At 67.6% G+C, this 25,507-nt stretch carries 23 protein-coding genes; 17 read left to right on the top strand and 6 right to left on the bottom strand.

What is annotated here, in order from left to right:
* Positions 1 to 98: 98 nt before the first annotated feature.
* The gene (locus ACQR2C_RS23100) at positions 99 to 1,262 is read right to left on the bottom strand and encodes a cytochrome P450 (protein WP_316183241.1); all 1,164 of its coding nucleotides are present in this window, start codon (positions 1,260 to 1,262) and stop codon (positions 99 to 101) included.
* Positions 1,263 to 1,395: 133 nt separating this feature from the next.
* Here ACQR2C_RS23100 and ACQR2C_RS23105 point away from each other — a divergent pair, with 133 nt between their 5' ends.
* From ACQR2C_RS23105 to ACQR2C_RS23155, 11 genes are all read left to right on the top strand, one after another.
* On the top strand, positions 1,396 to 2,316 hold the full coding sequence (locus tag ACQR2C_RS23105) for a helix-turn-helix domain-containing protein (RefSeq protein WP_316218322.1): 921 nt from the start codon (positions 1,396 to 1,398) through the stop codon (positions 2,314 to 2,316).
* A gap of 171 nt (positions 2,317 to 2,487) precedes the next feature.
* Entirely contained in the window at positions 2,488 to 3,660 is a 1,173-nt protein-coding gene (gene pobA / locus ACQR2C_RS23110) for a 4-hydroxybenzoate 3-monooxygenase (RefSeq protein WP_434882192.1), read from the top strand.
* Positions 3,661 to 4,541: 881 nt separating this feature from the next.
* Complete coding sequence (locus ACQR2C_RS23115) at positions 4,542 to 5,756, top strand: sensor domain-containing diguanylate cyclase (RefSeq protein WP_434882193.1); 1,215 nt, start codon at positions 4,542 to 4,544, stop codon at positions 5,754 to 5,756.
* Positions 5,757 to 5,857: 101 nt separating this feature from the next.
* Positions 5,858 to 6,886: a LacI family DNA-binding transcriptional regulator gene (locus ACQR2C_RS23120; RefSeq protein WP_315802441.1), complete on the top strand. Its 1,029-nt coding sequence runs from the start codon at positions 5,858 to 5,860 to the stop codon at positions 6,884 to 6,886.
* 116 nt (positions 6,887 to 7,002) lie between these two features.
* Positions 7,003 to 8,460 carry a xylulokinase gene (gene xylB, locus ACQR2C_RS23125; protein ID WP_434882194.1) on the top strand — a complete coding sequence of 486 codons (1,458 nt, stop codon included), beginning with the start codon at positions 7,003 to 7,005 and terminating at the stop codon, positions 8,458 to 8,460.
* A complete protein-coding gene (xylA, locus tag ACQR2C_RS23130; protein WP_434882195.1) occupies positions 8,457 to 9,779 on the top strand; it encodes a xylose isomerase in 1,323 nt (440 codons plus the stop codon). The genes xylB and xylA overlap by 4 nt, the downstream gene beginning before the upstream one ends.
* 19 nt (positions 9,780 to 9,798) lie before the next feature.
* A complete protein-coding gene (locus ACQR2C_RS23135) occupies positions 9,799 to 10,581 on the top strand; it encodes an ATP-binding cassette domain-containing protein (RefSeq protein WP_434882244.1) in 783 nt (260 codons plus the stop codon).
* Positions 10,581 to 11,678: an ABC transporter permease gene (locus ACQR2C_RS23140; protein ID WP_315802445.1), complete on the top strand. Its 1,098-nt coding sequence runs from the start codon at positions 10,581 to 10,583 to the stop codon at positions 11,676 to 11,678. The genes ACQR2C_RS23135 and ACQR2C_RS23140 overlap by 1 nt, the downstream gene beginning before the upstream one ends.
* A gap of 82 nt (positions 11,679 to 11,760) precedes the next feature.
* Positions 11,761 to 12,696, top strand: a complete 936-nt coding sequence (locus tag ACQR2C_RS23145; RefSeq protein ID WP_434839750.1) for a sugar-binding protein — start codon at positions 11,761 to 11,763, stop codon at positions 12,694 to 12,696.
* 130 nt (positions 12,697 to 12,826) lie between these two features.
* A complete protein-coding gene (locus tag ACQR2C_RS23150) occupies positions 12,827 to 13,705 on the top strand; it encodes a bifunctional helix-turn-helix transcriptional regulator/GNAT family N-acetyltransferase (RefSeq protein ID WP_434882196.1) in 879 nt (292 codons plus the stop codon).
* Positions 13,706 to 14,002: 297 nt separating this feature from the next.
* Positions 14,003 to 15,550, top strand: coding sequence for a L,D-transpeptidase (locus tag ACQR2C_RS23155; RefSeq protein ID WP_315802448.1), 1,548 nt, complete (start codon positions 14,003 to 14,005; stop codon positions 15,548 to 15,550).
* 56 nt (positions 15,551 to 15,606) lie between these two features.
* On the opposite strand, the gene ACQR2C_RS23160 is transcribed toward ACQR2C_RS23155, so the two are convergent.
* On the bottom strand, positions 15,607 to 16,275 hold the full coding sequence (locus ACQR2C_RS23160) for a hypothetical protein (RefSeq protein ID WP_315802449.1): 669 nt from the start codon (positions 16,273 to 16,275) through the stop codon (positions 15,607 to 15,609).
* A gap of 310 nt (positions 16,276 to 16,585) precedes the next feature.
* Here ACQR2C_RS23160 and ACQR2C_RS23165 point away from each other — a divergent pair, with 310 nt between their 5' ends.
* Positions 16,586 to 17,503 (top strand): PaaI family thioesterase, encoded by a 918-nt coding sequence (locus tag ACQR2C_RS23165; protein WP_315802450.1) that lies wholly within the window; start codon positions 16,586 to 16,588, stop codon positions 17,501 to 17,503.
* A gap of 38 nt (positions 17,504 to 17,541) precedes the next feature.
* On the opposite strand, the gene ACQR2C_RS23170 is transcribed toward ACQR2C_RS23165, so the two are convergent.
* Both ACQR2C_RS23170 and ACQR2C_RS23175 read right to left on the bottom strand, forming a co-directional pair.
* Positions 17,542 to 17,895, bottom strand: coding sequence for a DUF2200 domain-containing protein (locus ACQR2C_RS23170; RefSeq protein ID WP_434882197.1), 354 nt, complete (start codon positions 17,893 to 17,895; stop codon positions 17,542 to 17,544).
* Between the two features lie 65 nt (positions 17,896 to 17,960).
* Complete coding sequence (locus ACQR2C_RS23175) at positions 17,961 to 19,487, bottom strand: alpha/beta hydrolase (protein WP_434882198.1); 1,527 nt, start codon at positions 19,485 to 19,487, stop codon at positions 17,961 to 17,963.
* Between the two features lie 164 nt (positions 19,488 to 19,651).
* Here ACQR2C_RS23175 and ACQR2C_RS23180 point away from each other — a divergent pair, with 164 nt between their 5' ends.
* The 3 genes from ACQR2C_RS23180 (at position 19,652) to ACQR2C_RS23190 (ending at position 22,102) form a co-directional block, all read left to right on the top strand.
* Positions 19,652 to 20,371: a RibD family protein gene (locus ACQR2C_RS23180; protein WP_434882199.1), complete on the top strand. Its 720-nt coding sequence runs from the start codon at positions 19,652 to 19,654 to the stop codon at positions 20,369 to 20,371.
* Positions 20,364 to 21,641 carry a flavin monoamine oxidase family protein gene (locus tag ACQR2C_RS23185; RefSeq protein ID WP_434882200.1) on the top strand — a complete coding sequence of 426 codons (1,278 nt, stop codon included), beginning with the start codon at positions 20,364 to 20,366 and terminating at the stop codon, positions 21,639 to 21,641. Before ACQR2C_RS23180 ends, ACQR2C_RS23185 begins: the two co-directional genes overlap by 8 nt.
* Before the next feature lie 74 nt (positions 21,642 to 21,715).
* Positions 21,716 to 22,102, top strand: coding sequence for a VOC family protein (locus tag ACQR2C_RS23190; RefSeq protein WP_434839743.1), 387 nt, complete (start codon positions 21,716 to 21,718; stop codon positions 22,100 to 22,102).
* Positions 22,103 to 22,126: 24 nt separating this feature from the next.
* Here the strand turns inward: ACQR2C_RS23190 and ACQR2C_RS23195 are convergent, their stop codons facing one another.
* Entirely contained in the window at positions 22,127 to 23,059 is a 933-nt protein-coding gene (locus ACQR2C_RS23195) for a LysR family transcriptional regulator (protein ID WP_434882201.1), read from the bottom strand.
* Between the two features lie 122 nt (positions 23,060 to 23,181).
* Here ACQR2C_RS23195 and ACQR2C_RS23200 point away from each other — a divergent pair, with 122 nt between their 5' ends.
* Positions 23,182 to 23,535: a protocatechuate 4,5-dioxygenase subunit alpha gene (locus ACQR2C_RS23200; RefSeq protein ID WP_315782786.1), complete on the top strand. Its 354-nt coding sequence runs from the start codon at positions 23,182 to 23,184 to the stop codon at positions 23,533 to 23,535.
* Between the two features lie 5 nt (positions 23,536 to 23,540).
* Entirely contained in the window at positions 23,541 to 24,377 is an 837-nt protein-coding gene (locus ACQR2C_RS23205; protein ID WP_315802457.1) for a class III extradiol dioxygenase family protein, read from the top strand.
* 412 nt (positions 24,378 to 24,789) lie between these two features.
* Here ACQR2C_RS23205 and ACQR2C_RS23210 read toward each other — a convergent pair whose 3' ends face one another.
* Complete coding sequence (locus ACQR2C_RS23210) at positions 24,790 to 25,479, bottom strand: PadR family transcriptional regulator (protein WP_434882202.1); 690 nt, start codon at positions 25,477 to 25,479, stop codon at positions 24,790 to 24,792.
* Between the last annotated feature and the right edge of the window lie 28 nt (positions 25,480 to 25,507).

Raw genomic sequence — 25,507 nt, forward strand, 5'->3', positions numbered from 1 at the left:
AACCGGTTGGCGCCTCCCTCGCCCCGCGCAAGCGGGGCGAGGGAGCGTACCGTCCGCGAGGTGCGTGCTCGAGCCCGCCATCCCGTCCTTGCGACCGACTAATGCACCGTCAGCTCCAGGTACATCGGGCTGCGGAAGGTCGATGACGGCATCCAGGGCAGCTGCTCCTGGGTGCGGCGATAGTCCGGCACGACCTTGTGCAGCTCGTCGAACGCGATCCTGATCGCCATGCGCGCGATCGCCGATCCCAGGCAGGCATGCACGCCGCCGCCGAAGCCGAGGTGGCCGCGCGGCTTGCGCGTGATGTCGTAGACGTCGGGATTGGGAAACTGCCGCTCGTCGCGATTGGCGGAGCCGTAGGCGAGGCAGACGAAGTCGCCCTCGCGCATGGTCTGGCCGTGCAGGGTGAGATCCTTCTGCAGGCAGCGGCGGAAACGCTGCGCCGAGGTGTTGAAGCGCAGCGACTCCTCCACGGCGTCCGCCAGCAGATCGGGATTGGCGACGACCGCACGGCGGGCGTCGTCGTGATCGGCGAGATTGTACGCCAGCATCGTCATGAAGCCGCCGAGAGACTCGATGCCGGCCATGATCAGCGTGGTCGTCGTCAGCAGCACCTCGCGCTCGTCGAGCTTGTCGCCGTCGATCTCGGCCATGCTGAAATGCGAGATCAGATCGTTCTGCGGCCGCGCCCGGCGCTCCGCGATGATGCCGGCCGCATAGTCCTGCATCCAGTTGTAGGCTGCGATGTGCTGCGGTCCCTTGGCGCGGCTCACCGGATCGCTCTGCACCATGAGCACCGCCTTGTCGCGCACCGTCTGCTCGTCGCCGAGCGGCAGGCCGAGTGCGGCGAACAGCACGCGCACCGTGAACTTCGACGAGAAGGCGTCGATGAAGTCGAACCGGTCCTGGCCGCGCAGCGCCTCGGCGCTGTCGCGCGCGATGTCGCGGATCGGGCCTGACAGGCTCTCCAGATTGCGCTTCATGAAGGCATGCTGGACGAGGCCACGCAGCCGGTCATGGCGCGGCGGATCGGTGGTGCCGAGCGTCGCGCCGGCGCGGTTCGGCAGCTCGGTCATCAGGTTGCCCTTAGCCGACGAATAGGTCTGCCAGTTCGTGCCCGCCGCTGCCACGTCGGCATAGCGCGACAGGATCCACATCTGGGCTTGCTGGCTCCAGAAGCAGGGGTGCTCGTCGCGCAGCGTCTTGTAGAACGGGAACGGGTCGGCATCGACCGCCGGCGAATACGGGTCGAACGTGAACATGTCGGGCCTCCTCTCCATTGAGTGTGGTCGTTGTTGTTCTTTTCACTGATCTAGCCGAGCCGTGGCCGCGGCGTGAGACACGAAAGCCGGTCAAGACTTGTACTTTTCCGACATTCGGGGTTAGCTCTCGCTCATGCCCCGCTTTCGCACCAAGCCGTCGATCCCGGCCTTCGCGCTGTACGGCGAAGCCTCCGCCGCGCAGCCGGACATGCTGCATGTCGAGCCGATCCAGGTGCGCAGCAAGCTGTATCGCTGGGAAATCGAGGCGCATACGCACCAGGGCCTGCATCAGATCCTCTGGGTCGCCTCCGGCCCGGCCGAGATCGCCTTGGACGAAAGCCGCGAGCGCTGCACCGGCCCGGTGGCGGTGATCATTCCGCCCGGCGTCGTCCATGCCTTCCGCTTCTCGCGCGAGACCGACGGCTACGTGCTCACCTTCAATCCGCGGGCGGTGGTGGAGGGCGACGTGCCGGCGACCGGCGAGGCGCTGCGCGACCTGTTTGCAACGCCGCAAATCCTGCATCTGGAGCCGCAAGCCGTTGCGACGGGCCGGATCGGCACGCTGTTCGTCGACCTCGCCGGCGAGTTCGCCGCAGCCGATTCCGCGGCCTCGCCGGTGCCGCACTGGCTCGGGCGCTCGATCGTGTGGCGGCTGGCGCAGCAGAGCGCGCGGCAGTCGCAAGGCGGGCGGCGCGGCAGCGGGCACGCGGATCTGTTCACCCGCTTCATCGTGCTGGTCGAGGCGCATCACCGCGATCACTGGTCGGTGGCGCGTTACGCCGACGAGCTCGGCATGACGCCGGAGCGGCTCAATCGGTTGACGCGGGCCGAGACCGGCCAGTCCGCGCTCGATATCGTACATGCGCGTCTGGCCCGTGAGGCCTGTCGTCGGCTGACCTATATTGCAGCGCCGGTGTCGAAGCTGGCGTTCGAGCTCGGTTTCAAGGACCCGGCCTATTTCTGCCGCTTCTTCAAGCGCCACACCGGCGCGAGCCCGCGCGACTATCGGCGCGCAATGGGTGTCGGAGACGGCGCGGCGCCGCCGGCCGGCTGACCGGCGCCGCCCGATACCGCCGCCGCATTCGTTTTGCGTCGCGGCATGGTGTTGGAAAAGTACAAGAGAATGCCGCGTCCATCCAAGTGATCCTGCGCATTTCTTGGTAAAATCCGCCACTGAAAAGCATACCCAACAAACCTGCGTCTGCGAATCCGGGAGAACGCGCCCATGAAAGTCCAAGTCTGCATCATCGGCGGAGGCCCGTCGGGGCTGATGCTGTCGCAGCTCCTGCATCTGCAGGGCATCGATACGATCATCCTGGAGAAGTCCAGCCGCGACTACGTGCTGTCGCGCATCCGTGCCGGCGTGCTCGAGCACGGCTTTGCCGAGCTGATGCGCGAGGCGCAGTGCGGCGAGCGCATGGACCGCGAGGGCGAAATCCATCACGGCTTCTACATCGCCCATGACGGCAAGCTCGACCGCGTCGACCTGCACAAATATTCCGGCGGCAACTCGGTGATGGTGTATGGCCAGACCGAGCTGACGCGCGATCTCTACGAGGCCCGCGACAAGCTCGGCGGCAAGGTCGTGCACAACGCGGCCGACGTGACGCCGCACGACATCGCCTCCGACAAGCCCTACGTCACCTACCGTCAGGACGAGGAGGTCGTCCGCATCGACTGCGACTACATCATTGGCGCCGACGGCTTTCATGGCGTCAGCCGCAAGTCGATCCCGCACGACAAGCTGACGGAATACGAGCGGGTGTACCCGTTCGGCTGGCTCGGCGTGCTGTCGCGCACCAAGCCGGTGTCGCCGGAACTGATCTATGCCAAGCACGAGCGCGGCTTCGCGCTGTGCTCGCTGCGCTCGCAGGTGCTGAGCCGGTACTATGTCCAGGTGCCGCTGACCGACAAGGTCGAGGACTGGAGCGACGACGCGTTCTGGGAGGAGCTGAAGCGCCGCCTGCCCAATGAGATCGCGGCCAAGCTGATCACTGGCCCGTCGATCGAGAAGAGCATCGCGCCGCTGCGCAGCTTCGTCGCCGAGCCGATGCGCTACGGCCGGCTGTTCCTAGCCGGCGACGCCGCCCACATCGTGCCGCCGACCGGCGCGCGCGGGCTGAACTCGGCGGCGTCCGACATCTACTATCTCTATCATGCGCTGCTCGATCACTACAAAAAGGGCGACGACGCCGGCATCGACGGCTACTCCCAGCGCGCGCTGGCGCGGATCTGGAAGGCGCAGCGCTTCTCGTGGTGGATGACGACGCTGCTGCATCGCTTCCCCGACCGGCTGTCCTACGACGACAGACTGCAGGACACCGAGCTCGCCTATCTGTTCTCGTCCGAGGCCGCGCAGCGGTCGCTGGCGGAGAACTATGTCGGGCTGCCGTTCTGAGCGAGCGCGGCGCGCTTCGTCGGCGTCAACTGATGGCGTAACCGCATCAGCAAACTCTCCTGTCGTCCCGGCCTTGAGCCGGGACCCATAATCACAGGGCATAGTTCGGGGCAGGCGCGTCGGCCATCCCGCGCCTCACACCCGCCGCGGACCATGGGTCCCGGGTCGGCGCCGCGACGCGCTTTGCGCGTCACGGCTTGCCCGGGACGACGGTGGTGGGTGGGGTAGGCTTCACGGCTCAAACAGCGAGGACATAGCAGCGCGTTCTCGCGGCATCTGATGCCCGAGGCCTGCAACTGGTTCGTCCCTCCAAGTGAGAGGGCGCAGGGAATGCCGGGTGAAGGCCTCACCCATGGCCCGCCTGCGAAAAAAATGCAGGCGGCAGGTACCACAGGTGCAGCCGAGCATCCGGCATTCCCTGCGCGGTGTCTTCACGCTTATACGCAGTCGCCCTGGTGCGCCGGGCTTGTTGGCCACCATCCCCAACGCAATGCGTTAGCATTGCGCCAGGTTGACACCAGCTTCGGGGTGTCAGGCCGCTGCGACTTCACGTCCGCAAGCGATCGTTCGTCCGCACCCTCGTGAAAGAGAATGCTGCGATCTCTCGCGGCCACCGCATCCCCGCCTCGCGTGTCGTGACGATCGCGCGCAACGCCCCTCTCGTTGAGGCGGGATGGCGGGAGATAATCACGAATTCGGATAAATGGCAAGATGATTATTTTTATCGGAAGATGTCGCCGGCTGGCCGGCCGATGGCAGGCAGGCCGGCCCTCGGGCGGTTCCCCCGCCGGACGTCGTGCTTCCTGTTAGGAATTTGCTCATTCTCCTCCTCAATCCGGCGTTAAGTCCCTCCGCGAGAAGCTGTCGGCGAGGAGTTGCCGATGTCAGCCGACCACCACGACGATGCCCGCCGCCTGGAAGCCCTTGCCGAACTCGACATCCTTGATACACCCAGCGAGCTCGCCTTCGACCGTCTCACCGGCCTGTGCCGGAAGGTCTTTGGCGTCCCGATGTCGACACTCACCCTCATCGACGGCCATCGCCAATGGTTCAAGGCGGCCACAGGGATGGCCGACCGTGAGGGCGAGCGGCGGCCCGCGCTGTGCAACTATGCCATTCAGGAAAGCGAGCCGCTGATCATCCCCGACACGCATCAGGATGCGCGGCTGGTGGACAACGTCCTCGTCCATGGCAAGCCGTTCATTCGGTTCTACGCTGGTGCGCAGCTTCGCATCTCCGGCGTGAACGTCGGCACGCTATGCGCGATGGACACGGCGCCGCGCGAGTTCAGTGCGCACGATGTCGACATGCTGAAGGATCTCGCCGCGATCGCCGTCGACGAGCTGATGCTGCGCAAGCTGAGCATGCGCGACGCTCTCACCGGCGCGCTGTCGCGCCGCGCCTTTCACAACGAAGGCGAGCGGTTGCGGGCGCTGGCCGAGCGTCACGGCCACAAGCTGACATATGCGATGGTCGACATCGATCACTTCAAGTCGGTGAACGACACTTACGGCCACGCCGTCGGCGATCTCGTCCTGTCCAGGCTGGTCGAGACCTGGCGGTCGGTGCTGCGGAGCTCCGACGTCATCGGCCGTCTCGGGGGCGAGGAGTTCGGCATCCTGCTGCCGCATACGGGCCTGCACGACGGGCTGGCGGTGCTGGAGAAGATGCGGTCGGCGGCTGCCGGCCTGTCGATCGACACGCCATGCGGACCGATCAGGGTCACCGCCAGCTTCGGCGCCGCGGATATGACTTCCCGTCTGGGCTTCGATGCCATGCAGGAGCGGGCGGACATGGCGATGTACTCCGCCAAGAACAACGGCCGCAATCAGGTCATCGCCTGGGTGGAGGCGTCGCCCTCGATCGCGCCCGCGCTGCGCCGCGTGTTCAAGGCGGGACAGATCGCGTTCAACGCCGGACGGTCGACGTTCGACTGCACGGTCCGTGCACTGTCCGAACACGCGGCTGCACTGGACGTGATCTCGACGGCGGAGTTGCCGGAGCACTTCAAGCTCGCGATCGCCAGCGACGGCTTCTCACGCGCCTGTCGCATGACGGCGCGGTCCGACAAGCGGATCGAGGTCGCTTTCGTCTAGCTCCCTCGGGGCTTCCAGGCGCGGCCGGGCGCGCCGCCCCTCAAAAATGAGTTGCGCACCTCAAAAATGGCGCTAATCTCCTCAACCCAAAGGGGAGGACCATGAACGCGCCGCTGACATTGCGGGACATTGCGCGACAGGCGGGTGTGAGCCTCGCCACCGTCGACCGCGTGCTGCACAACCGGCCGGGCGTGCGCCCGGACACGGTGCGACGCGTCAAGGACGCCATGGCGCGTAGCGCGTTCCAGCCGCATGCGGCGGCCTCCGAACTCGCCCGTGCCCGCGCGCGGCGCTTTGCCTTCGTGATGCCGTCCGGCATCAATCCCTTCATGCAGCAGATTCAGGCGCATCTCGGCGATCTGGCGAGCTGGATGGCCGCGCGCCGGCTCACGGTCGATGTCGTCACGACCGACGTGTTCGATGCCGCCGTGCTGGCCGCGAAGCTCGAGCAGCTCGTCGGTCAGGTCGACGGCGTCGCGGTGGTGGCGCTCGATCATCCGGGCGTGCGCGCGGCGATCAACGATCTCGTCGAGTCCGGCGCCAAGGTGGTGACGCTGGTGTCGGACGTGCCATCGTCGCGGCGGCAGCATTATGTCGGCATCGACAACATCGCCGCTGGCCGCACCGCGGGGGCGCTGGTCGGACGCTTCGCCGGCGGCAAGGCGGGGCGGATCGCGATCATGGCGGGCTCGCAAGGCCTGCGCGATCATGCCGAGCGCATCTTCGGCTTCGGCCAGGTTCTCGCGGCGGAGTTTCGGCAACTTGAGGTTTTGCCGGTTGCTGAGGGGCATGACGTGGACGATCGCTCAGAGCACCTCATGCGCAAGCTGCTGACCGAGCACCGCGACATCGTCGGGCTCTACAATGTCGGCGCCGGCACGGCCGGCGTCGCCAAAGCGCTGACCGAGTCGGGGCGCGCCGACGACATCGTGTTCGTCGGCCACGACGTGACGGCACTGACGCGCAAGCTGCTGTTGAACGGCGTGATGGATGCGGCGATTTCGCAGAACCCGGGCCACGAGGCGCGCTCCGCGGTGCGCGTGCTGCTGGCGCTGGCGCGCGGCGAGCCGATCCTGAGCGAACAGGAGACGATCCGCATCGACATCGTGATGCGGGACAATCTGCCGTGAGCGGGCGGCCGCGGTGACGCGGTCGTTTGCGTACGGAACGAGAAAGACCGAGGTGCTGGTTTCGAGGCGACAGCAGATCGCCGAAGCGCCTGGCGGTCGGTGGGAGGAGTGGAGTCGTGTTTCTCGGACTGGATGTCGGCACATCCGGCGTGAAGGCCGTGCTGGAGGACGAGGCGGGCGCGCTGATCGCAAGCGCCGGGCGTCCGCTGGCGCTGTCGCATCCGCAGCCGCTGTGGTCCGAGCAGAACCCGGATCATTGGGTCGAGGCCGTGATCGGCGCGGTCGATGATCTCGCGCGGGAGCGTCCGCGCGAGACCGCTGCCGTCAGCGGCATCGGCCTGTCCGGCCAGATGCACGGCGCGACGTTGCTGAACCGCGACGGCCGGCCGCTGCGGCCGGCGATCCTGTGGAATGACGGCCGCTCGCAAGCCGAATGCGCCGAGCTCGAACGCCGCTGCCCCGAACTGCATGCGATCGCCGGCAACCTCGCGATGCCCGGCTTCACCGCGCCGAAGCTCGTCTGGGTGGCGAAGCACGAGCCGAGGATATTTGCCGAGGTCGCGAAAGTGCTGCTGCCGAAGGCCTATGTGCGCTATCGGCTGTCCGGCGAGATGGTCGAGGACATGTCGGATGCGGCCGGCACCCTGTGGCTCGACGTCGGCGCGCGGCGCTGGTCGGAGAAACTGCTGGCGGCGACCGGGCTCGGTCTCGATCACATGCCGCGCCTGGTCGAGGGCAATGAGCGCAGCGCCGTGTTGTCGCCCGAGCTGGCGCGGCGCTGGGGCATGGGCGCTGACGTCGTGATCGCGGGCGGCGCCGGCGACAACGCGGCGAGCGCAATCGGGCTCGGCGCCATCACGCCCGGCGATGCATTCCTGTCGCTCGGCACATCGGGCGTGCTGTTCCGGGTGACCGACCGCTTCGCGCCGGCGCCGCAAGCGGCCGTGCACGCGTTCTGCCATGCGCTCGGCGGTCTGTGGCACCAGATGGGCGTGATGCTGTCGGCCGCGGCCTCGCTGGCGTGGCTGGCGCGCCTTCTCGAGACGCCGGAAGCCGCGCTGCTGGCGCCGCTCGGCATCAGCGTCGATCGCCCGAGCCCGGTGCGGTTCCTGCCTTATCTCGACGGCGAGCGCACGCCGCACAACGATGCCCACGCGGCCGGCGCCTTGGTTGGCCTGCGCAGCGCCGCCGGCCGCGGTGATCTGGTGCAGGCGGTGCTGGAGGGCGTGGCGTTTGCCTCACGCGACATGTTCGCCGCGCTTGCGCGCAGCGCGCAGCCGATCGAAGAGCTCGATCTCGTCGGCGGCGGCTCGCGCTCTGTGTTGTGGGCGCAGATCATGGCCGACGTGCTCGGCGTCACGGTGCACCGCGTCGAGGAGGGCGAGGTCGGCGCCGCCATCGGTGCGTCCAGGCTCGGCCGTCTGGCCGCGACCGGCGCAGCCCCGGCCGACGTCTGCCGCAAGCCGCAGCGGCTGCAGAGTTTCGAACCCCGCGGGCCGCAGCGCGCCGCCTACGACGACGCCTACGCGCAATGGCGCAAGCTCTATCCTGCTCTCAAGGAGTGCATCTCGTGAACGTCCAGGCTCCCTTCTTCCAGACCGGCGCAACCGTCAGCTATGGCGGGCCCGAGTCACGCAGCCCGCTGTCGTTCCGCTGGTACGACAAGGACCGTCTCATCCGGGGCAAGCGGATGGAGGACCATCTGCGCTTCGCCGTCTGCTACTGGCATTCGTTCTGCTGGCCGGGCAGCGATCCGTTCGGCGGCGAGACCTTCCTGCGGCCGTGGCAGCATGGCGACGATGCGCTGGCGATGGCGCGGGCCAAGGCCGAGGTGGCGTTCGAACTGTTCCGGCTGCTCGACGTGCCGTTCTTCACCTTCCACGACGTCGACGCGGCGCCGGAAGGCGCGACGCTGAAGGAATCGGTCGCCAATCTCAATGCGATCGGCGACCTGTTCGAGCAGAAGATGGCGTCTGCCAAGGTGCGGCTGCTATGGGGCACGGCCAATCTGTTCTCGCACCGCCGCTACATGGCGGGCGCCGCGACCAATCCTGATCCGGATGTCTTCACCTATGCCGCGGGGCAGGTGCGCGCCGCGCTCGAAGTGACGCACCGGCTCGGCGGCGCCAACTACGTGCTGTGGGGCGGCCGCGAGGGCTACGAGACCCTGCTCAACACCGACATCAAGCGCGAGCTCGACCAGCTCGGACGGTTCGTCTCGCTGGTCGTCGAGCACAAGCACAAGATCGGCTTCAAGGGACCGCTCTTGATCGAGCCGAAGCCGAAGGAGCCGACCAAGCATCAATATGATTTCGACGTCGCCACCTGCTACGGCTTCCTGCAGCGCTATGACCTGCTCGCCGACGTCAAGCTCAACATCGAACAGAACCACGCCATCCTCGCCGGTCATTCGTTCCAGCACGAGATCGCGCTGGCGCAGGCGCTCGGCGTGTTCGGCTCCCTCGACATCAACCGCGGCGACGATCTGCTCGGCTGGGACACCGACCAGTTCGCGATGAACGTGCCGGAGCTGGCGCTGGTGTTCCATGACATGCTCAAGGGCGGTGGCTTCACCACCGGCGGGCTGAACTTCGACGCCAAGATTCGCCGGCAGTCGATCGATCCGGATGATCTGCTGCACGCCCATGTCGGCTCGATGGACGCCTGCGCGCGGGCGCTGATCGCGGCCGACGAGATGCTGACCGACAGTGCGCTGACGGCGCCGCTCGCAGCCCGCTACGCCGGCTGGGACGGCGAGGAAGGGCAGGCGATCCTTGCCGGCCGCCGCTCGCTCGCCGAGCTCGCCGACCGCGCCGTCGACACCGGTCTCGATCCACAGCCGCGTTCCGGCCGCCAGGAATATCTCGAAAGCGTGGTGAACCGCTATGTCTGACGACAGCCGCCTGCATACGATGACGAGCGCGGCCGAGCGCGCCGTGACCGGCACGGCCGCGCAGCCGGTGCTGGAGCTGAAGGGCATCGGCAAGCAGTTCGGCGCGATCCGCGCGCTGCAGGGCGTGGATCTGACAATCGGCGCCGGCGAGGTCGTCGGCCTGATGGGCGACAACGGCGCCGGCAAGTCGACCCTGGTGCGGATCATCGCCGGCAACTTTCCGCCGAGCCAGGGCACGATCCATTTCGGCGGCCGCGAGGTGCATTTCCATCGCCCGATGGATTCGCGCAGCGTCGGCATCGAGGTCGTGTACCAGGATCTCGCGCTCGCCAACAATCTCACCGCCGCCGCCAACGTGTTTCTCGGCCGCGAGCTGAAACGCAGTTTCGGTCCCCTCGTGCTGCTTGACCACAAGGGCATGGAGGCGCGCGCGCTGGAGCTGTTCCGCGAGCTGCGCTCGGAGACGCGGCCGCACGATCTCGTCAAGGACATGTCGGGCGGCCAGCGCCAGGCGGTGGCGATCGCGCGCACGCGGCTGTCCAACGCCAGGCTGGTGATGATGGACGAGCCGACGGCGGCGATCTCGGTGCGCCAGGTCGAGCAGGTGCTGAGCCTGATCCATCGGCTGAAGGAGCAGGGCATCGCCGTCATCCTGATCTCGCACCGCATGCCTGACATCTTCGCGGTCTGCGATCGCGTCGTGGTGATGCGCCGCGGCGAGAAGAAGGCCGACAAGCCGGTCGGCGAGACCAGCCCCGAGGAAGTGACCGCGCTGATCACCGGCGCCAAGGAGGCGGCGTGATGTCCGTTCCATCCGAGACCAGCTCCGCCGGCACCGACGTCACCTTCACCAATGTCGGCGCCATCAGATGGTGGCACCGCGGCGTATTCGCCTCGCAGACGGCCTACGTCACGCTGGCGCTCATCGCCCTCATCATCGTGATGAGCTTCGCCAGTCCCTATTTCCTGACCGAAGGCAATCTGCAGAACGTCGCCAAGAACTTCTCCTTCATCGCCATCGCCACGCTCGGCATCACCTTCGTCATCATCACCGGCGGCATCGACCTGTCGGTCGGCTCGATGATGTGCTTCGCGGCGATGATCACCTCGATGGTGATGACGACGCTGTCGACGCCGGGGATGCCGCTGTCCTCGCTGTTCGTGCATCTCGCCGCGGACGGCAAGACCGTGGTCGCCAACGTGCCCGGCCTGATCCTGATCGTCTCGGTGCTGGCCGGCCTTGCGGTCTCGCTGGTCGTCGGCCTCATCAACGGCGTCTGCATCGCCTTGCTCGGGCTGTCGCCGTTCGTGACGACGCTCGGCATGCTCTCGATCGTGCGCGGCCTGAGCTACGTGATCTCGAACGGCAAGGGCAGCTTCCCCGGCGGGCCGGACGCCGATTATTTCTACGCGCTGACGCAGGGGGACGTGTACGGCGTGCCGGCGCCCTTCATCTATCTGATGGCGCTGGCGCTGGTGATGGCGCTGGTGCTGCACCACACCGCGTTCGGCCGCCACGTGTTCGCGATCGGCGGCAATGAGAAGGCCGCGGAGCTCACCGGCGTCTCCGTGCCCCGCGTCAAGATCGAGGTCTATGTGATCGGCGCGCTGGCCGCCGGCCTGCAGGGCATCATCATCTCCGGCTGGCTGGGATCCGCGCCGGCCAACATGGCGACGTCCTACGAGCTCAACGTGATCGCCGCGGCCGTGATCGGCGGCGCCAACCTCGCCGGCGGTCTCGGCGGCCCGCTCGGCGCCATCGTCGGCTGCGTGCTGCTCGAGGTGATCAGGAACGGGCTGGTGCTGGCGCAGGTCAATTCCTACTGGCAGCAGACGCTGGTCGGCGTGATCATCATTGCCGCCGTGCTGGTCGATCGCATCCGCGCACGCCTGCTGTGACGAATACTGGCCGGGATGACATCACGTCTATCCTCACCCGGAACAGACAATCATCAGGGATAGACATGGAGGAGGGAAACCCATGAAGAAGCTGCTCTATGCGGTCGCGTCGCTCGCGATCATGCTGGCCCCGGCGCAGGCGGAGACCAAGTACCGCTTCGCCATCGTGCCGAAGGCGATGAACAATCCGTTCTTCGACGTCGCGCGCGACGGCTGCCTGAAGCGCGCCAAGGAGCTCGGCAATGTCGAGTGCATCTACAAGGGCCCGGTCGAGCACGAGCCGGCCACGCAGGCGCAGATCATCCAGGATTTCATCACCCAGAAGGTCGACGGCCTCGCCATCTCGGTCGCCGACGTTCCATCGATGACGAAATCGATCGAGGCGGCGACCGCCGCCGGCATTCCCGTCATCACCTTCGACGCCGATGCGCCTGGCTCCAAGCGCCTCGCCTATATCGGCACCAACAACAAGGACTTCGGCCTCGCGCTCGGCAAGCAGCTGCGGGAGCTGCGGCCTGACGGCGGCAAGTACGCCATCGTCTCCGGCGGTCCCGGCGCCAAGAACCTCGCCGAGCGTGTCGACGGCGTGCGCGAGGCGCTGAAGGGCTCGAAGTGGACGGAAGTGGCCGGTTCGCCGACCTTCTGCAACGACGATCCCGCGCTCGCCGTGCAGCAGATGGCCGACCTGCGCACCGCGACGCCCGATCTCGGCGCCATCGTGCCGATCGGCGGCTGGCCGATGTTCGCACCCGAAGGCTACAAGGCCTTCGTCAACAAGAACAAGAAGGACATCGACGCCGGCAAGCTGACGCTGGTCGTTGCCGATACGCTGAAGATGCAGCTCGAGCTGCTGCGCGACGGCTATTCCAACGCGCTGACCGGCCAGCGTCCGTTCGAGATGGGCGAGAAGGCGATGGACACGCTGCTCGCGATCAAGAAGGGCGAGAAGGTGCCGGAGGTGATCTACACGGGTCTCGACCTCGTCACCAAGGACAACGTCGCCAAGCTTCTGAACTGAGTTCCTCCCGGGGAAAACCTGGCGGTCCGGCATCCGGCTTCGGCCGGCGGCTGGGCCGCCCTTTTTGTTTGCAGTCGGCGTGATTGTCTCCGCGTTGACATCGCGAGATATCTGACTTAAGTCAGATATCATGCTCGACCCCGTCTCCCGCGTCCGCCGCTTCAACCGCGCCGTCACCTCGGAGGTCGGCGCGCTCGATACCTCGTTTCTCGGGCGCGGTCGGCCGCTCGGCGCGGCCCGCGTGCTCAACGCGATCGGCCATGGCCGCAGCGACGTGGCCGAGCTGCGCGACTATCTCGCGCTCGATTCCGGGCTGATGAGCCGGCTGCTGCGCGGCCTGGAGGAGGAGGGGCTGGTAACGACCCGGCCGCATCCCGACGACGCGCGCCGCCGCGTCGCCAGGCTCACGGCCGCCGGCCGGCGCGAATTCGACGCCTATGAGACGCTCTCCAATGCCCAGGCGGAATCGATGCTGGCGCGCCATGGCCAGCCCCAGGCGTTGCTTGCCGCGATGGACATGGTTGCGGCCGCGCTCGGGCGCAGCCGCATCACCATCGAGGAGACCGATCCCAGGAGCGAGCAGGCGCGCTACTGCCTCGGCGAATACTACGCCGAGCTGTCACGCCGTTTCGAGCGCGGCTTCGATGTTTCGCTGTCGCGCGATCCCGACGCCTTGGACATGATGGTGCCGCGCGGCGCCTTCTTCGTCGCGCTGTCCGACGGCCTGCCGCTCGGCTGCGTCGGGCTGAAGGGCAGCGGCGGCGATGCCGCCGAGATCAAGCGGCTCTGGGTCGCGCCCGCCGCGCGCGGCCTCGGCCTCAGCCGCCGCCTGATGGATGCGGCCGAAGCGGCTGCCCGCAAGCTCTCGATCAGCCTCCTTCGCCTCGACACCAACAGCGCGCTCGCCGAGGCCATGCAGCTCTATCGCCGCACCGGCTGGACCGAGATCGACCGCTTCAACGACGACCCCTATCCGGACCTGTTCTTCGAGAAGCGGATTTCAGATTGATCTCGCGGCGCCTGCGCCTTGCGGTTCTCCAGGCCGAGCCACGGACCCGATCGCCCTGTTCGGCGTTAAGCGATGGGCAACCGGTGGGGTGGTGGAATGCGGGTCTTGGGGGCGTGCGACGGAAGGGCGCGTCTTGAGTCCGATTCGTTGCCCGATCCTGCCCCAATTGCGGCGAGCGGAAAGCCGATGACATCAGGACGCGCCTTCGCCTCACTTCACCCCAAGACATGATCGAGCGTATAGATCGTCCTGCGCCGATCGCGCCGGCGGAACAGCAATGACGATTCGGGAAACAGCATGGCGACACGATCCACGGCGGCTCAGAACCTTGCAGCGATGCGGCGTCGGGGAGCGCTCCTGACGACTCTCGCGGCTGCCACCGTGCTGGCGCTGGCCGGATCCGAGGCTGGTGCACGGCAGGCGCGTCCGGCGCCGGTGACCGAGGCGACGGCGCCGCGCGCGCATGGCGATCCGATCATGGCGATCGTGTCCATCAAGGCGCAGAAGGTGACGTTCTACGACGCCGATGGCTGGATCTGGCGCGCGCCGGTCTCGACCGGCGTCTCCGGCCGCGAGACGCCGGCCGGCGTGTTCGCCATCATCGAGAAGGACAAGGACCACCACTCGACGCTCTACGACGATGCCTGGATGCCGAACATGCAGCGCATCACCTGGAATGGTGTGGCGCTGCACGGCGGGCCGCTGCCTGGCTATGCCGCCTCGCATGGCTGCGTCCGCATGCCCTATGGCTTTGCCGAGAAGCTGTTCGACCGGACCTGGATCGGCATGCGGGTGATCATCGCGCCGGGTGACCCGGCGCCGGTCGAGTTCTCCCATCCCGCTTTGTTCGTACCAAATGCGCAGGCGCTCGCCGCGGTGCCGTCGCGGGCCGCGACGCTTGGCCACGAAGCCGAGGACGCCGCCAAGAGCGCCGACGAGGCCAAGGCGGCGGCCGCCGCGGCCGAGCGCGAGGCCAAGGCGCTGAAGACGTCCTTGCGCAAGCTGGAGCAGGCCAAGGCACGCGCCGAGGCCGAGCTCAAATTCGCCGACAGGAAGCTGGCTGCCGCCAAGACCGATCAGGCCAGGACGCTGGCCGAGGATGCGAAGCAGAAGGCCGCCGCCAAGGCGACCGACGCGGCAGCGCAGCTCGAGGCCGCGAAGTCGGACGCGACCGTGAAGCTCGCAGCGGCGACCTCGACCAAGGACGCCGCCAAGGCGGCGGCGGCCAGGAAGACCGAGACGAGCAAGGCCGCGACCGACGCCAGGCTCGCGACCGAGCCGGTCTCGGTCTATATCAGCCGGTCGACGCAGATGCTCTATGTCAGGCGCAACACGCACAAGCCGGCCCCCGATGGCGGCGGCGAGGTGTTCGACACCTCGATCGAGGCCCCGGTGACCATCCGTGATCCCGACCGGCCGATCGGAACGCATGTGTTCACCGCGGTGGCGCAGGACGGCGCGGGGCTGCGCTGGACGGCGGTGACCATCGACGACGGCGACACCGCCAAGGACGCGCTCGACCGCATCACCATTCCGAAGGACGTGCTCGACCGCATCGCGCCGACGGCGGTGCCGCGCTCCTCGATCATCGTCTCGGACGAGCCGCTGTCGAGCGAGACCAACTACCGGACCGAGTTCGTGGCGGTGCTGAGCAACCAGCCGCAGGGCGGCTTCATCACGCGGCGGCCGACGACCAATGCCGATGTCGTCGCCAGCGGGGACGAATATGACGACGGCTTCGGCAGCTTCTTCCAGCGCAGCTGGGATGGCCAGCCCGTCGCGGCTCCGCGTCGTCGCGGGCCGCCTCCGACCTACTACCGGCCGGTGCAGCCGGGCTGGTGGTGACCAGCCGGGCTGATGCCTGACCGCGATTCGCGGGTCAGGCCGGGTGGCACTTCAAATCAGTTGCGGCCTGCGGGGAGGACGCCGGGCCACTGCATCAGGAAGGGCTGCGGCTCGTGCTGCGCCTCGGCCGCGCGCGCTACGCGCCTGACACGGTGAGGCCTGCGGGAGATCGAGCTGGTCGCTTCGCGCGCGGTCTCGATGCGCGCCAACTGCTGACGCATCTCGCCGGTGGAGGTCCGGAGCTGCTCGATGGACATGTCGCTGTTCGCGGCGGCGGTGCGCAGCCCGCTCAGCTCGGTCGCCGCATCTTCCTGGGCGCCGCGGAGGCGGACCGCCTGGCGCTTCAGCAGCGCGAGATCGGACTCGATCTTGTCGGCCGTATCGCGGCGGCGCGCCTCGGTCTCGTCGGCGGCGGTGCGCAGAGTGGCCAGGCCGGTCTCGGTCGTGGTGAGGCTGGCGCGCAATTGCATGAGCTCGCCGGAGGTGTCGCTCTGGCGGTCGCGCAACTGGGCGGTCTCGGCCTTGAGCTGGGCCAGCTCCGATGTCAGCGTGGCGACGCGGGTCTCGAGCGAAGGCGCTCCGTTACCGAAGGAGAAGCTGTTGGCGCCGCCGCTGCTCCACCACATCGCGCCGGCGCTGGCAACGAGCGCCAGGCTCAGGACAATTCGTAGAGAGGCCGTGCCGCTGCTCGGCGGGGCGTCCGGCGTCTTGGTGGATCTGCGCATCGACGGGGTCTCCGGGATTTGATGGAGACAATTATGATCATATTAAGGTTGCCAATGTTCTAAGCGCGCCGCGCCGGTGGAACATTTCATCCACGTAGTTTTGCGGAATGCGGTCCCGGCGCCGAGCTGCAAGGCCGTGCGGTGCGCGCTGCTGCACGTCGGTCTCGCGGCGCGCGTCGTGAACGTGGTCGGCGGTGCAGAACGGTGCAGAGGCGGGAGCAGCGGTGGTCCGGGGCGGATCGTTCGCACACAAAGCAGATGTGCCGGAAAAAGACTTCGTGCCTCCGTGCGATCATGCTCTAAATCGCGCATGTCCCACATTCCGCCCACCGCCGCACCGCCGGCATTCGACGCGCTCGCCGGGGCCATCAGGAATCGCCGCTCGGTCTATGGCCATATCAGCGGGCTCAGGATGGACCGCTTCGCGCCCGGCGAGGCCTGGTCGACCCTGCCTTATCGTCCCGTGTTCGTCGGCGACAGCGAGACCGGCGTCATCCATGGCGGCGTGGTCACGGCGATGCTCGACGAGAGCTGCGGAATGGCGGTGCAGCTCGCGCTCGACGGCAGCCGGGCGATCGCCACGCTCGATCTGCGCATCGACTATCAGAAGCCGGCGACCCCCGGGCTCGACATCAAGGCGCATGCCGTATGCTTCCGCGTCACGCGCTCGATCGCCTTCGTGCGCGCCACCGCCTATCAGGAGGAAGAAAGCGAACCGGTCGCGACCGCGACGGCCTGTTTCATGATCGGCGCCAACCGCACCAACATGCTGACCGATCGCCCGGCGTTCAACGGCGCGCCGCCACCGCTCGAGGCGCCTGAGGATCCGACGGGGCCGTTCGCCACCAGTCCGTTCGCGCGCTGTCTCGGCATTCGTCTCGCCGAGAACGAGACGCTGATGATGCCGTTCTCGCAGCAGATCATCGGCAATCCCGTGTTGCCGGCGATCCACGGCGGCATGACCGGCGCATTCCTCGAAACCGCGGCGATCATCACCGTGATGCGCGAGCTCGGCGCGTCGGCGCCGCCGAAGCCGATCGGCCTCACCATCAACTATCTCCGTTCGGGGCGCGCGCTCGACAGCATCGCGTCGGCGTCGATCGTCAAGCAGGGCCGCCGCGTCGTCGCCTTCGAGGCCCGCGCCTGGCAGGACGATGATACGAAGCCGATTGCCACCGCATTCGGGCATTTCATGCTGCGGCAGGCGCCGGGGCAGGAGCAGGACTGAGGCTTGGGTTTGCACGACCGCCGCCGCGCGCTTGGCGCTCACGGCGTGCGCAGGATCTTGTCCATCGCCTTTCCGCGCGCCAGCTCATCGACCAGCTTGTCCAGGTAGCGGATCTCGCGCATCGTCGGCTCCTCGACGTCCTCCACGCGGACGCCGCAGACCACGCCCTTGATCAGGGAGCGCGCCGGATTCATGGCCGGCGCCTGCGCAAAGAAGGTCTCGAAGTCCGTCTGCCGGTCCAACTGAGCGTCGAGCTGTTTCTGATCGTAGCCCGTCAGCCAGCAGATGACCTGATCGACCTCGGCCTTGGTCCGGCCCTTCTTTTCGCCCTTCGCGACGTAGAGCCGGTACACGCTCGCGAAGCTCGTCGTGTAGATGCGGTGTTTCGCCATGAGTGCTCCCTGTCCGTGATTGGTATCATGACGCAGCCCCTTCGTGCACCGGGGAAACCGGCGCGCTAGCCCGGCAGGAACATCGGAAACGACACCCCGAGCGACCACGCCAGAATCAGGCCGAGGCCGATGCCTTCAGCCATCGGCGAGCCGGTCCTGCGGCCGACGCAGCCGCCGATCAGTCCGAACACGATGAAGAACAGCACGATGACCGGAATGATGATCAGCAGGAAGAACAGCCTGCGGAGATCGAGCGCGACCGCGCTGCCGAGCGAGGCCAGGAAGGCGGTCCTGATCCAGAGCGTGCGCCACAGCGCGGCATGGCCGCCCTGGTTGGCGAGGCTGTCAGCCAGCATGGCGGGCACGGCGCCGGCCGCGATCGCGGCGATGATCGGGAGGCGGGCGGGAATCGGCATGAACGATGCGACATAGCGATCGAGCGCGCCGCCGAATATGCCGATGCCATAGGCGGCGAACGCCAGCGCCGCGATCCAGGCCACGCGGCCGAAGTGAACGCCCTGCGCGCGGAGCAGCGTGAGCGACAGCGCGCCATAGACGAACAGATGCACGGCGAGGTAGTCCGCGACCAGCACCGGCAGGAAGCGCGTATTGACGAATCTCAGCACCAGGGGGGTCACCACCGCCGGCAGCAAGGTGGCGACGGCCAGGCTGCGCAAGGGAAGCGCAGGCGGCGCTGCGCTGCCCTTCGGCAGCAGCGCGGCCAACGGCCAGGCCAGCAGCACGATGCCGGCAAGCAGCAGCGCGATCGCACCGCCAGTCGAAGCGACCGGGCCGCTGCTGGCGCGGCCGAACGCGCGATCGAGCCAGTCGCGCGCCTCGCGCAATGCGGTCGTCGAATACAGCACGCTGACGTGTTCGACGCCGGGCGCGACGACGGCGCGGCGCCCGCCGTTGTCCGCGGGATCGCCCACGGTGTCGCCCTCGCGCGCGGCGGGATCGGCGAGCCGGAGGTTACGCAGCGCGTCCCGGCGCAGGGCCGTTTCCCATTCGCCGGTGATGATCAGCAGATTGCGCGGCGCGCTCGGCGTGACGGCTTCGGAAAACATCGAGATCGCCACCGTTGCGGCGATGCGCGGGTCGGCCAGCGCCTGGCGCACGATGATGTCGGACGCCATCGAGTGCCCGAGCAGGGCGACCCGGCCGTCAGTCCCCGGCAGGGACAGCGCGGCATCGGTAACGCGGCCGATCTCGCTCATCAGCTTCTTCGTCGTGCCGTCGACGCGCGTGACATCGCCCGACATCGGCGTCGGATTGCGGCCATGCCCCTCGAAATCGAACGAGACCGCGACATAGCCCGCGCGCGCCAATGTCAGCGCATAGGCTTCCATGAATTGGCGCGAGCCCGCAAAGCCATGAGCAATGACGACGACGGGCGACGCAGCCGCTCCGTCGCGCCGATAGACGGTGATGGGAGTGGAGCCCGCCCGCAGCGGGGTGATCGTGATGCCTGCGCGCTCGGCTTCGAGGCGCCAGATCCCGGCGACGCAGAGCGCGAGGCCGGCGAGCGCTGCAGCCAGCAGGGCTGCCCCGCGCAAACCGATGGCGTCCCGTCTGCGCGGCGCAGCGTCCATGGTTGGCTCCATTTCATCCGAAACTAGCGCACGAATGTGCGCCGTAACAACGACGGCGCCGGCGAGCGAAACCGGCGCAATCGAACGAAACGCACGCCGCTTCGTTGACAACGCCGCCGCACCGATATTCGGTGACCCCCGTTTGGCGGCGACAAGGAGGATGCATGAAACCGGAAGTCATCTGCCTGATGGCGTCGAGCGTCGACGGCCGCACGTTGCCGAGCCGCTGGCGTCCGAAGGGATCGGGCGATCTGTTCGAGCAGGTGCATGACCAGCTCGGCGGCGACGCCTGGCTGATTGGCCGCGTCACCGGCCAGGAATTCGCCAAGGGCTCGGCCTATCCCGCCGAGACCACCGAGCGCTTCCCGCGCACCCATTGGATCGCGCGGCCCGGCGCCAAGGCCTACGGCATCGTGCTCGATCCCCATGGCAAGATCTGCTGGGGCCGCTCCGACATCGGCGGCGATCCGATCGTCGTCGTGCTGACCGAGGCCGTGTCCGATGCGCATCTCGCGGGACTGCGCGGCGAAGGCGTGTCCTACGTCTTCGCCGGCCAGTCGAAGCTCGATCTCGAGCTCGTGCTCGACATCGTCGCGCACGAGCTCGGCGTGAAACGGCTGCTGCTCGAAGGCGGCGGCGGCGCCAACGGCGCGTTCCTGCGCGCCGGTCTGGTCGACGAGTTCAACCTCGTTCTGTGTCCGGCGGTGGATGGCGCCAAGGGGGCGCCCAGCGTGTTCGATTCGACGGAAGCCGAGTCCGGCATGCGCGCGCCGATCACGGCGATGACGCTCGAAAGCAGCACGGCGCTGGAGGGCGGCGCGCTGTGGCTGCGCTACAAGATCACCAACGGCTCGGCCATGCCGGCCCAGGCGAGTCATGGCTGAGCGGCCAATGCACATCATCATCGTCGGTGCCGGTGCCGCAGGCCTGATGGCGGCGCGCGAGCTGGCCCGCGCCGGCCAGCGGGTGACGCTGCTGGAAGCGCGTGACCGCTGCGGCGGACGCATCCATCCGCTGCCCGCGAGCAGGTTCGGATATCGCGCGGACGCCGGCGCGGAATTCATCCATGGCGAGGCGCCGGTCACCCATTCGCTGATGGCGGAGGCGGGGCTGGCCTCAACGCCGGTCGATGGCACGCGCTGGTACGTGGCGGATGGCGCGTTCTCGCGCGAGGATCCCGCCGATCGGCAGATGCGCCAGTTGCACCGCGTGGCGCGGCAGCTCGCCGAGGACATGACCGTGACGGCGCTGCTCGACCGGCATTTCGCCGGCGCGGAGTTCGCCGCCCTGCGCAAATCCGTGCTCGGGATGGTGCAGGGCTATGACGCGGCCGATCCCGCCCGTGCCAGCGTGTTCGCGCTGCGCGACGAATGGATGGGCGGCGAGCGCGGCGCTCAGGCGCGCATCGTCGGCGGCTACGCGGCGCTGCTCGCTCATCTCCTGGCGGAGTGCCGGGCGCATGGCGTGGCGATGCAGCTCGAGGCGGTGGTGCGCGCGGTGGAGAGCGCCGATGATGGTGTCGTCGTGCGCTGCGCCGACGGCCGCGCGCAGCGCGGCGATCGCGTCATCCTGACCGTGCCGCTGCCGCTGCTGCGAACCATCGCGCTGCCGCCTTCCATGCGTCCGCAATTGGCCGCCGCCGAAACCATCGGCTTCGGCAACGTCATCAAGCTGCTGCTGCGCTTCGAGCGGCGGTGGTGGCGCGAGGCCCGGACCGAGGATCTTTCGGACATGCTGTTCGTGCTGTCCGATGCCGACGTGCCGGTGTGGTGGACGCAGCATCCGAACGATGACGCGGTGCTGACCGGCTGGCTCGCCGGGCCGCCGGCCGCTGCCTTCGCTGCGTGCGACGAGGACGCGCTGATCGAAAGAGGGCTTTCGGCGCTCGCGGACATCTTCTCACGGCCCGTGGGCTCCCTGAAGCGGCAGCTCGTCGCGTCGCATGTCACGGATTGGGCGAAGGATCCGTTCGCGCGCGGCGCCTATTCCTACGCGACGCTGACCTCGCGCGAGGCGCAGGATACGCTTTCGCGCCGGGATGGCGGACGGGTGCTGATCTCCGGCGAGGCGTTGTATCGCGGCCGCGACATGGGAACGGTCGAGGCGGCGCTGGCGAGTGGGCAACGGACGGCGCGGCGCATCCTCGCGATGTGAGCGTGCCGCGTGCATCGTTGCGCCGTCCTGCCCGCGGAGCTAGCATTCGGCCGTCATCATCGATGAGGATCGCCATGCTCGACCACGTCGGCTTCCCCGTTTCCGACTTTGCCCGCGCCAAGGCGTTCTATGCGGCGGCGCTGGCGCCGCTCGGCTACGTCCTGATGATGGAGATCACCGACGCGCAGACCGGCGGCCACGGTGATCACGCCGGCTTCGGCGACGGCCGTCCGGATTTCTGGATCGGCACCGGCGGGACGGCCGCGACCTCGACGCATGTCGCGTTCCACGCCAAGGATCGCGCCACGGTCGATGCATTCTATCAGGCGGCGATCGCGGCAGGCGGACGCGACAACGGCGCGCCTGGACTGCGGCCGCATTATCACGAGAACTATTACGGCGCGTTCGTGCGCGACGCCGACGGCAACAACATCGAGGCGGTGTGCCATACGCCGGGGTGAGGGCCGCTCACCTCTCGGGATGAGTCACGCCATGATGGGCATGTGCTCGGCCGCAGCGGCGAGGCTCGGCGCGACCACGATCTCGAGCTGCTGGCGCAGCCAGCGGTGCATCGGATCCTCGTGGTGGCGCAGGTGCCAGACCATGTACATCGGCATCGCCGGGCAGGGGACCGGCACCGGCGCGACCGCGAGGCCGCGCAGCATGTAGGCGCGCAGCAGGCTCGGCAGGGTCGCGATCATGCGGCTGCCGCGCAGGAACGGCCCGATGCCGCCGAAGCCGGGAACCTGCGCCGCGAAGCGCCGGACGATGCCGCGCTCGGCGAGGACCTCGTCGATGTCCAGCCGGCGTCGCGGCTCGTACAGCACGGTGACATGGTCGCTGGCGAGATAGTCTTCCAGGCTTTCCGGCGGCTCGCGCTGGCCCGCATCGTAGAACACGCGATAGCTGTCCTCGAACAGCCGCTTCTGCAGGATGTCGCTGCCCTCGGGCGGGCGTGGCGTGATGATCAGCTGGCAGTGTTCTTCGCGCAGCATTTCCGGCACCGGTGCGCCTGAAGGGATCACCCGCAGGCTGAGGCCCGGCGCCTGCGCGCGGGCGTAGCGGAGCAGGGACGGCAGCAGCAGGTCGCGCTGCAGATCATTGGCCGCGATCGTCACCTGCGCGGAGATTTTCGCCGGCTCGAACGCGGCGGTGTGCGAGAAGCTCCGGAGATCGTCGAGCAGCGCGCGGGCGCGCAACGCCAGGAGCTGCGCATGGGCGGTCGGCACGATGCCGCGGCCGGACTTCACGAACAACGGGTCGCCGGCGATCGCGCGCAGCTTGTCGAGCAGATGGCTGACGGCCGACTGCGTGACGCCGAGCCGCTGCGCGGCGCGCGTCACCGAGCCTTCCTCGATGACGGCGAGCAGCAGCTGCAGCAGGTGGCCGTCGAGGTCCAAATGATCGAATTGGCTCATGGATCAGATCGGCCGCGCGGCCTTTATCGGGGATGTCTGTCGGCGATACTGGCGGCACGAACCGGCGCCGCGTTTGATCCAGATCAAGCGTGGTCGTCGTAACACGAACAGGGGAGGCGACGATGTCCGCCACGTCAGCCCGGCAGCCCGTGCCCGGCACCACCATCTTCGACGGCGAGCAGGCGCGCAAAGGCTACGCGCTCAACAAGATGTGCTACTCGTTCAACGATGCCGCCAACCGCAAGGCCTTCGTCGCCGACGAGGACGGCTATTGCGCCAAATATGGCCTCAATGCGCAGCAGCGCGCGGCGATCAAGAACCGCAACGTGCTCGAGCTGATCGAGGCCGGCGGCAACGCCTACTACCTCGCCAAGTTCGCCGGCATTTTCGGGCTCGACATGCAGGACATCGGCGCGCAGCAGACCGGGCTGACGAAAGAGCAGTTCAAGGCCAAGCTTCTGGCGGCGAGGGGGTAATCGTCATGGCAAAGATCGTCGGTTGCATCACCACCTCCCACGTTCCGGCCATCGGCGGCGCAATCGCCAAGGGTCTGCAGCAGGATCCGTATTGGAAGCCGTTCTTCGACGGCTTCCCGCATGTGCGCGAATGGCTCGCCAAGGTGAAGCCGGATGTCGTCGTGCTGGTCTACAACGACCATGGCCTCAACTTCTTCCTCGACAAGATGCCGACCTTCGCGGTCGGCGCGGCCGACAGCTACAGCAATGCCGACGAGGGCTGGGGCATTCCGCAGACCGCGCCGTTCAAGGGCGACAGCGAATTGTCGTGGCACCTGATCGAGCATCTGGTGAAGGAGGATTTCGACCTCACGACCTGCCAGGAGATGGTGGTCGATCACGCCTTCACCCTGCCGATGGCGCTGTGCTGGCCGGATCAGAAATGGCCGGTGCGGGTGGTGCCGGTCGTCGTCAACACGGTGCAGGCGCCGCTGCCATCGGCTGCACGCTGCTACAAGCTCGGTCAGGCGCTGGCGCGGGCGATCGAATCCTGGCCTGGGGATGAGCGCGTCGTCGTGATGGGCACCGGCGGCCTGTCGCACCAGCTCGACGGCGAGCGGGCCGGCTTCATCAACAAGGATTTCGATGAGAAGTTCATGGCCAGCATGATCGACGATCCCTCGTGGGCGACGAAGTATTCGACCACCGAGCTGGTCGAGCTGTCGGGCACCCAGGGCGTCGAGTTGCTGAACTGGATGGTGGCGCGCGGCACCTTGCCGGAGAAGGTCCGCAAGGAGCATTCCAACTATCACATCCCGATCTCCAACACGGCGACGGGATTGATGGTGCTGGAGCCGGTGTAGCGGCTCTTGCGGGATCCTGGTGCGGACGGTGATGACCGAGAGCCGTTCCGCCAACGACCATCACGCGGTACGGGTCCCGGCGCAAGGCCGGGACGACAGCAGTGTGTTTGGCTCGACTAGGCCGCATCAACGGTGTCGTCCCGGCGAACGCCGGGACCCATACCGCGGATGCTATCGAGGAACGTCGCTATCAGTCGCCTGTCTCATCGCGACCCGATGTTAGCAGTCTTGGCTAAAGGCCGGGACGACAGCAGATGTTTTGGATGAGGGGAGTATGGTTTCTCAACCGACGCTTCCCGCGTGGCTGCCCCTCTCCCCGTGAAGAACGGGGAGAGGGAGCGCACCGTCTGCACGGCGCGAGCACGGATATCAATTCCGGCTGCTACGCCTCCGCTTCTGGCTGATGTTGATGTCAGCTCGCCGCGCCGTCGTCGTCGCCCTGGATCTCGGCGATGGCCCGGGTGAGGATGTCACTGACACGCTTGGCCTCGTCCTCGCTCCAACCCTGCCGGTGCATCTTGAGCGCCATCTTCAGCGTCTGCACGCTCTGCAGCACCTGCTCGGGCGGGCGCATGCCGCCCATGGTGCGGGCCATGATGCGCAGCCGGCTGAGCAGACCTTCGATCGCCGCCTCGTCGTCCTTCAGCGCCTGGCGTCCGGCGTCGGTGATCGCGAACAGCTTCTTGCCACCCTCGCTTGAGGCGGCTTCGATCTGGCCCATGTCCTCGAGGAGGCTGAGGATCGGATAGACCGAGCCCGGGCTCGGCGAATAGGCGCCGCCGACCAGCTGCTCGACCGCCTTGATCAGCTCGTAGCCATGGCGCGGCTTCTCGCCGATCAGCCACAGCAGCAGGCTGCGCAGGTCGCCGGGGCCGAAGAAGCGCCCGCCGCCACGTCCGAATTCCTCGCGCCCGCCACGGCGACCGTCCCGTTCGAACAGGCCGGGACCGCGATGGCGGCCGAATCCGGGGCCGCGCCCGCTGAGCCGGATGTCCTCGCAGGTCTCGCCGAAGCCATGCCGCTCATGCCGTCCGCGTTGCGCCCAACCGCGCTCTTCGTCGTCGCGGCGAGAAGGTCCGAATTTCCAATGATGATGTCTCATACGATATGATCTCCCGTTCGTACAAACG

The organism is Bradyrhizobium sp. HKCCYLRH3061 (genome assembly GCF_051168015.1).
Lineage (GTDB): Bacteria > Pseudomonadota > Alphaproteobacteria > Rhizobiales > Xanthobacteraceae > Bradyrhizobium.

Coding starts and splice junctions, on each gene's coding strand:
- ACQR2C_RS23100 (WP_316183241.1), bottom strand. CDS start 1,262: ATGTTCACGTTCGACCCGTATTCGCCGGCGGTCGATGCCGACCCGTTC.
- ACQR2C_RS23105 (WP_316218322.1), top strand. CDS start 1,396: ATGCCCCGCTTTCGCACCAAGCCGTCGATCCCGGCCTTCGCGCTGTAC.
- pobA (WP_434882192.1), top strand. CDS start 2,488: ATGAAAGTCCAAGTCTGCATCATCGGCGGAGGCCCGTCGGGGCTGATG.
- ACQR2C_RS23115 (WP_434882193.1), top strand. CDS start 4,542: ATGTCAGCCGACCACCACGACGATGCCCGCCGCCTGGAAGCCCTTGCC.
- ACQR2C_RS23120 (WP_315802441.1), top strand. CDS start 5,858: ATGAACGCGCCGCTGACATTGCGGGACATTGCGCGACAGGCGGGTGTG.
- ACQR2C_RS23135 (WP_434882244.1), top strand. CDS start 9,799: ATGACGAGCGCGGCCGAGCGCGCCGTGACCGGCACGGCCGCGCAGCCG.
- ACQR2C_RS23140 (WP_315802445.1), top strand. CDS start 10,581: ATGTCCGTTCCATCCGAGACCAGCTCCGCCGGCACCGACGTCACCTTC.
- ACQR2C_RS23145 (WP_434839750.1), top strand. CDS start 11,761: ATGAAGAAGCTGCTCTATGCGGTCGCGTCGCTCGCGATCATGCTGGCC.
- ACQR2C_RS23150 (WP_434882196.1), top strand. CDS start 12,827: ATGCTCGACCCCGTCTCCCGCGTCCGCCGCTTCAACCGCGCCGTCACC.
- ACQR2C_RS23155 (WP_315802448.1), top strand. CDS start 14,003: ATGGCGACACGATCCACGGCGGCTCAGAACCTTGCAGCGATGCGGCGT.
- ACQR2C_RS23160 (WP_315802449.1), bottom strand. CDS start 16,275: ATGCGCAGATCCACCAAGACGCCGGACGCCCCGCCGAGCAGCGGCACG.
- ACQR2C_RS23165 (WP_315802450.1), top strand. CDS start 16,586: ATGTCCCACATTCCGCCCACCGCCGCACCGCCGGCATTCGACGCGCTC.
- ACQR2C_RS23170 (WP_434882197.1), bottom strand. CDS start 17,895: ATGGCGAAACACCGCATCTACACGACGAGCTTCGCGAGCGTGTACCGG.
- ACQR2C_RS23175 (WP_434882198.1), bottom strand. CDS start 19,487: ATGGACGCTGCGCCGCGCAGACGGGACGCCATCGGTTTGCGCGGGGCA.
- ACQR2C_RS23180 (WP_434882199.1), top strand. CDS start 19,652: ATGAAACCGGAAGTCATCTGCCTGATGGCGTCGAGCGTCGACGGCCGC.
- ACQR2C_RS23185 (WP_434882200.1), top strand. CDS start 20,364: ATGGCTGAGCGGCCAATGCACATCATCATCGTCGGTGCCGGTGCCGCA.
- ACQR2C_RS23190 (WP_434839743.1), top strand. CDS start 21,716: ATGCTCGACCACGTCGGCTTCCCCGTTTCCGACTTTGCCCGCGCCAAG.
- ACQR2C_RS23195 (WP_434882201.1), bottom strand. CDS start 23,059: ATGAGCCAATTCGATCATTTGGACCTCGACGGCCACCTGCTGCAGCTG.
- ACQR2C_RS23200 (WP_315782786.1), top strand. CDS start 23,182: ATGTCCGCCACGTCAGCCCGGCAGCCCGTGCCCGGCACCACCATCTTC.
- ACQR2C_RS23205 (WP_315802457.1), top strand. CDS start 23,541: ATGGCAAAGATCGTCGGTTGCATCACCACCTCCCACGTTCCGGCCATC.
- ACQR2C_RS23210 (WP_434882202.1), bottom strand. CDS start 25,479: ATGAGACATCATCATTGGAAATTCGGACCTTCTCGCCGCGACGACGAA.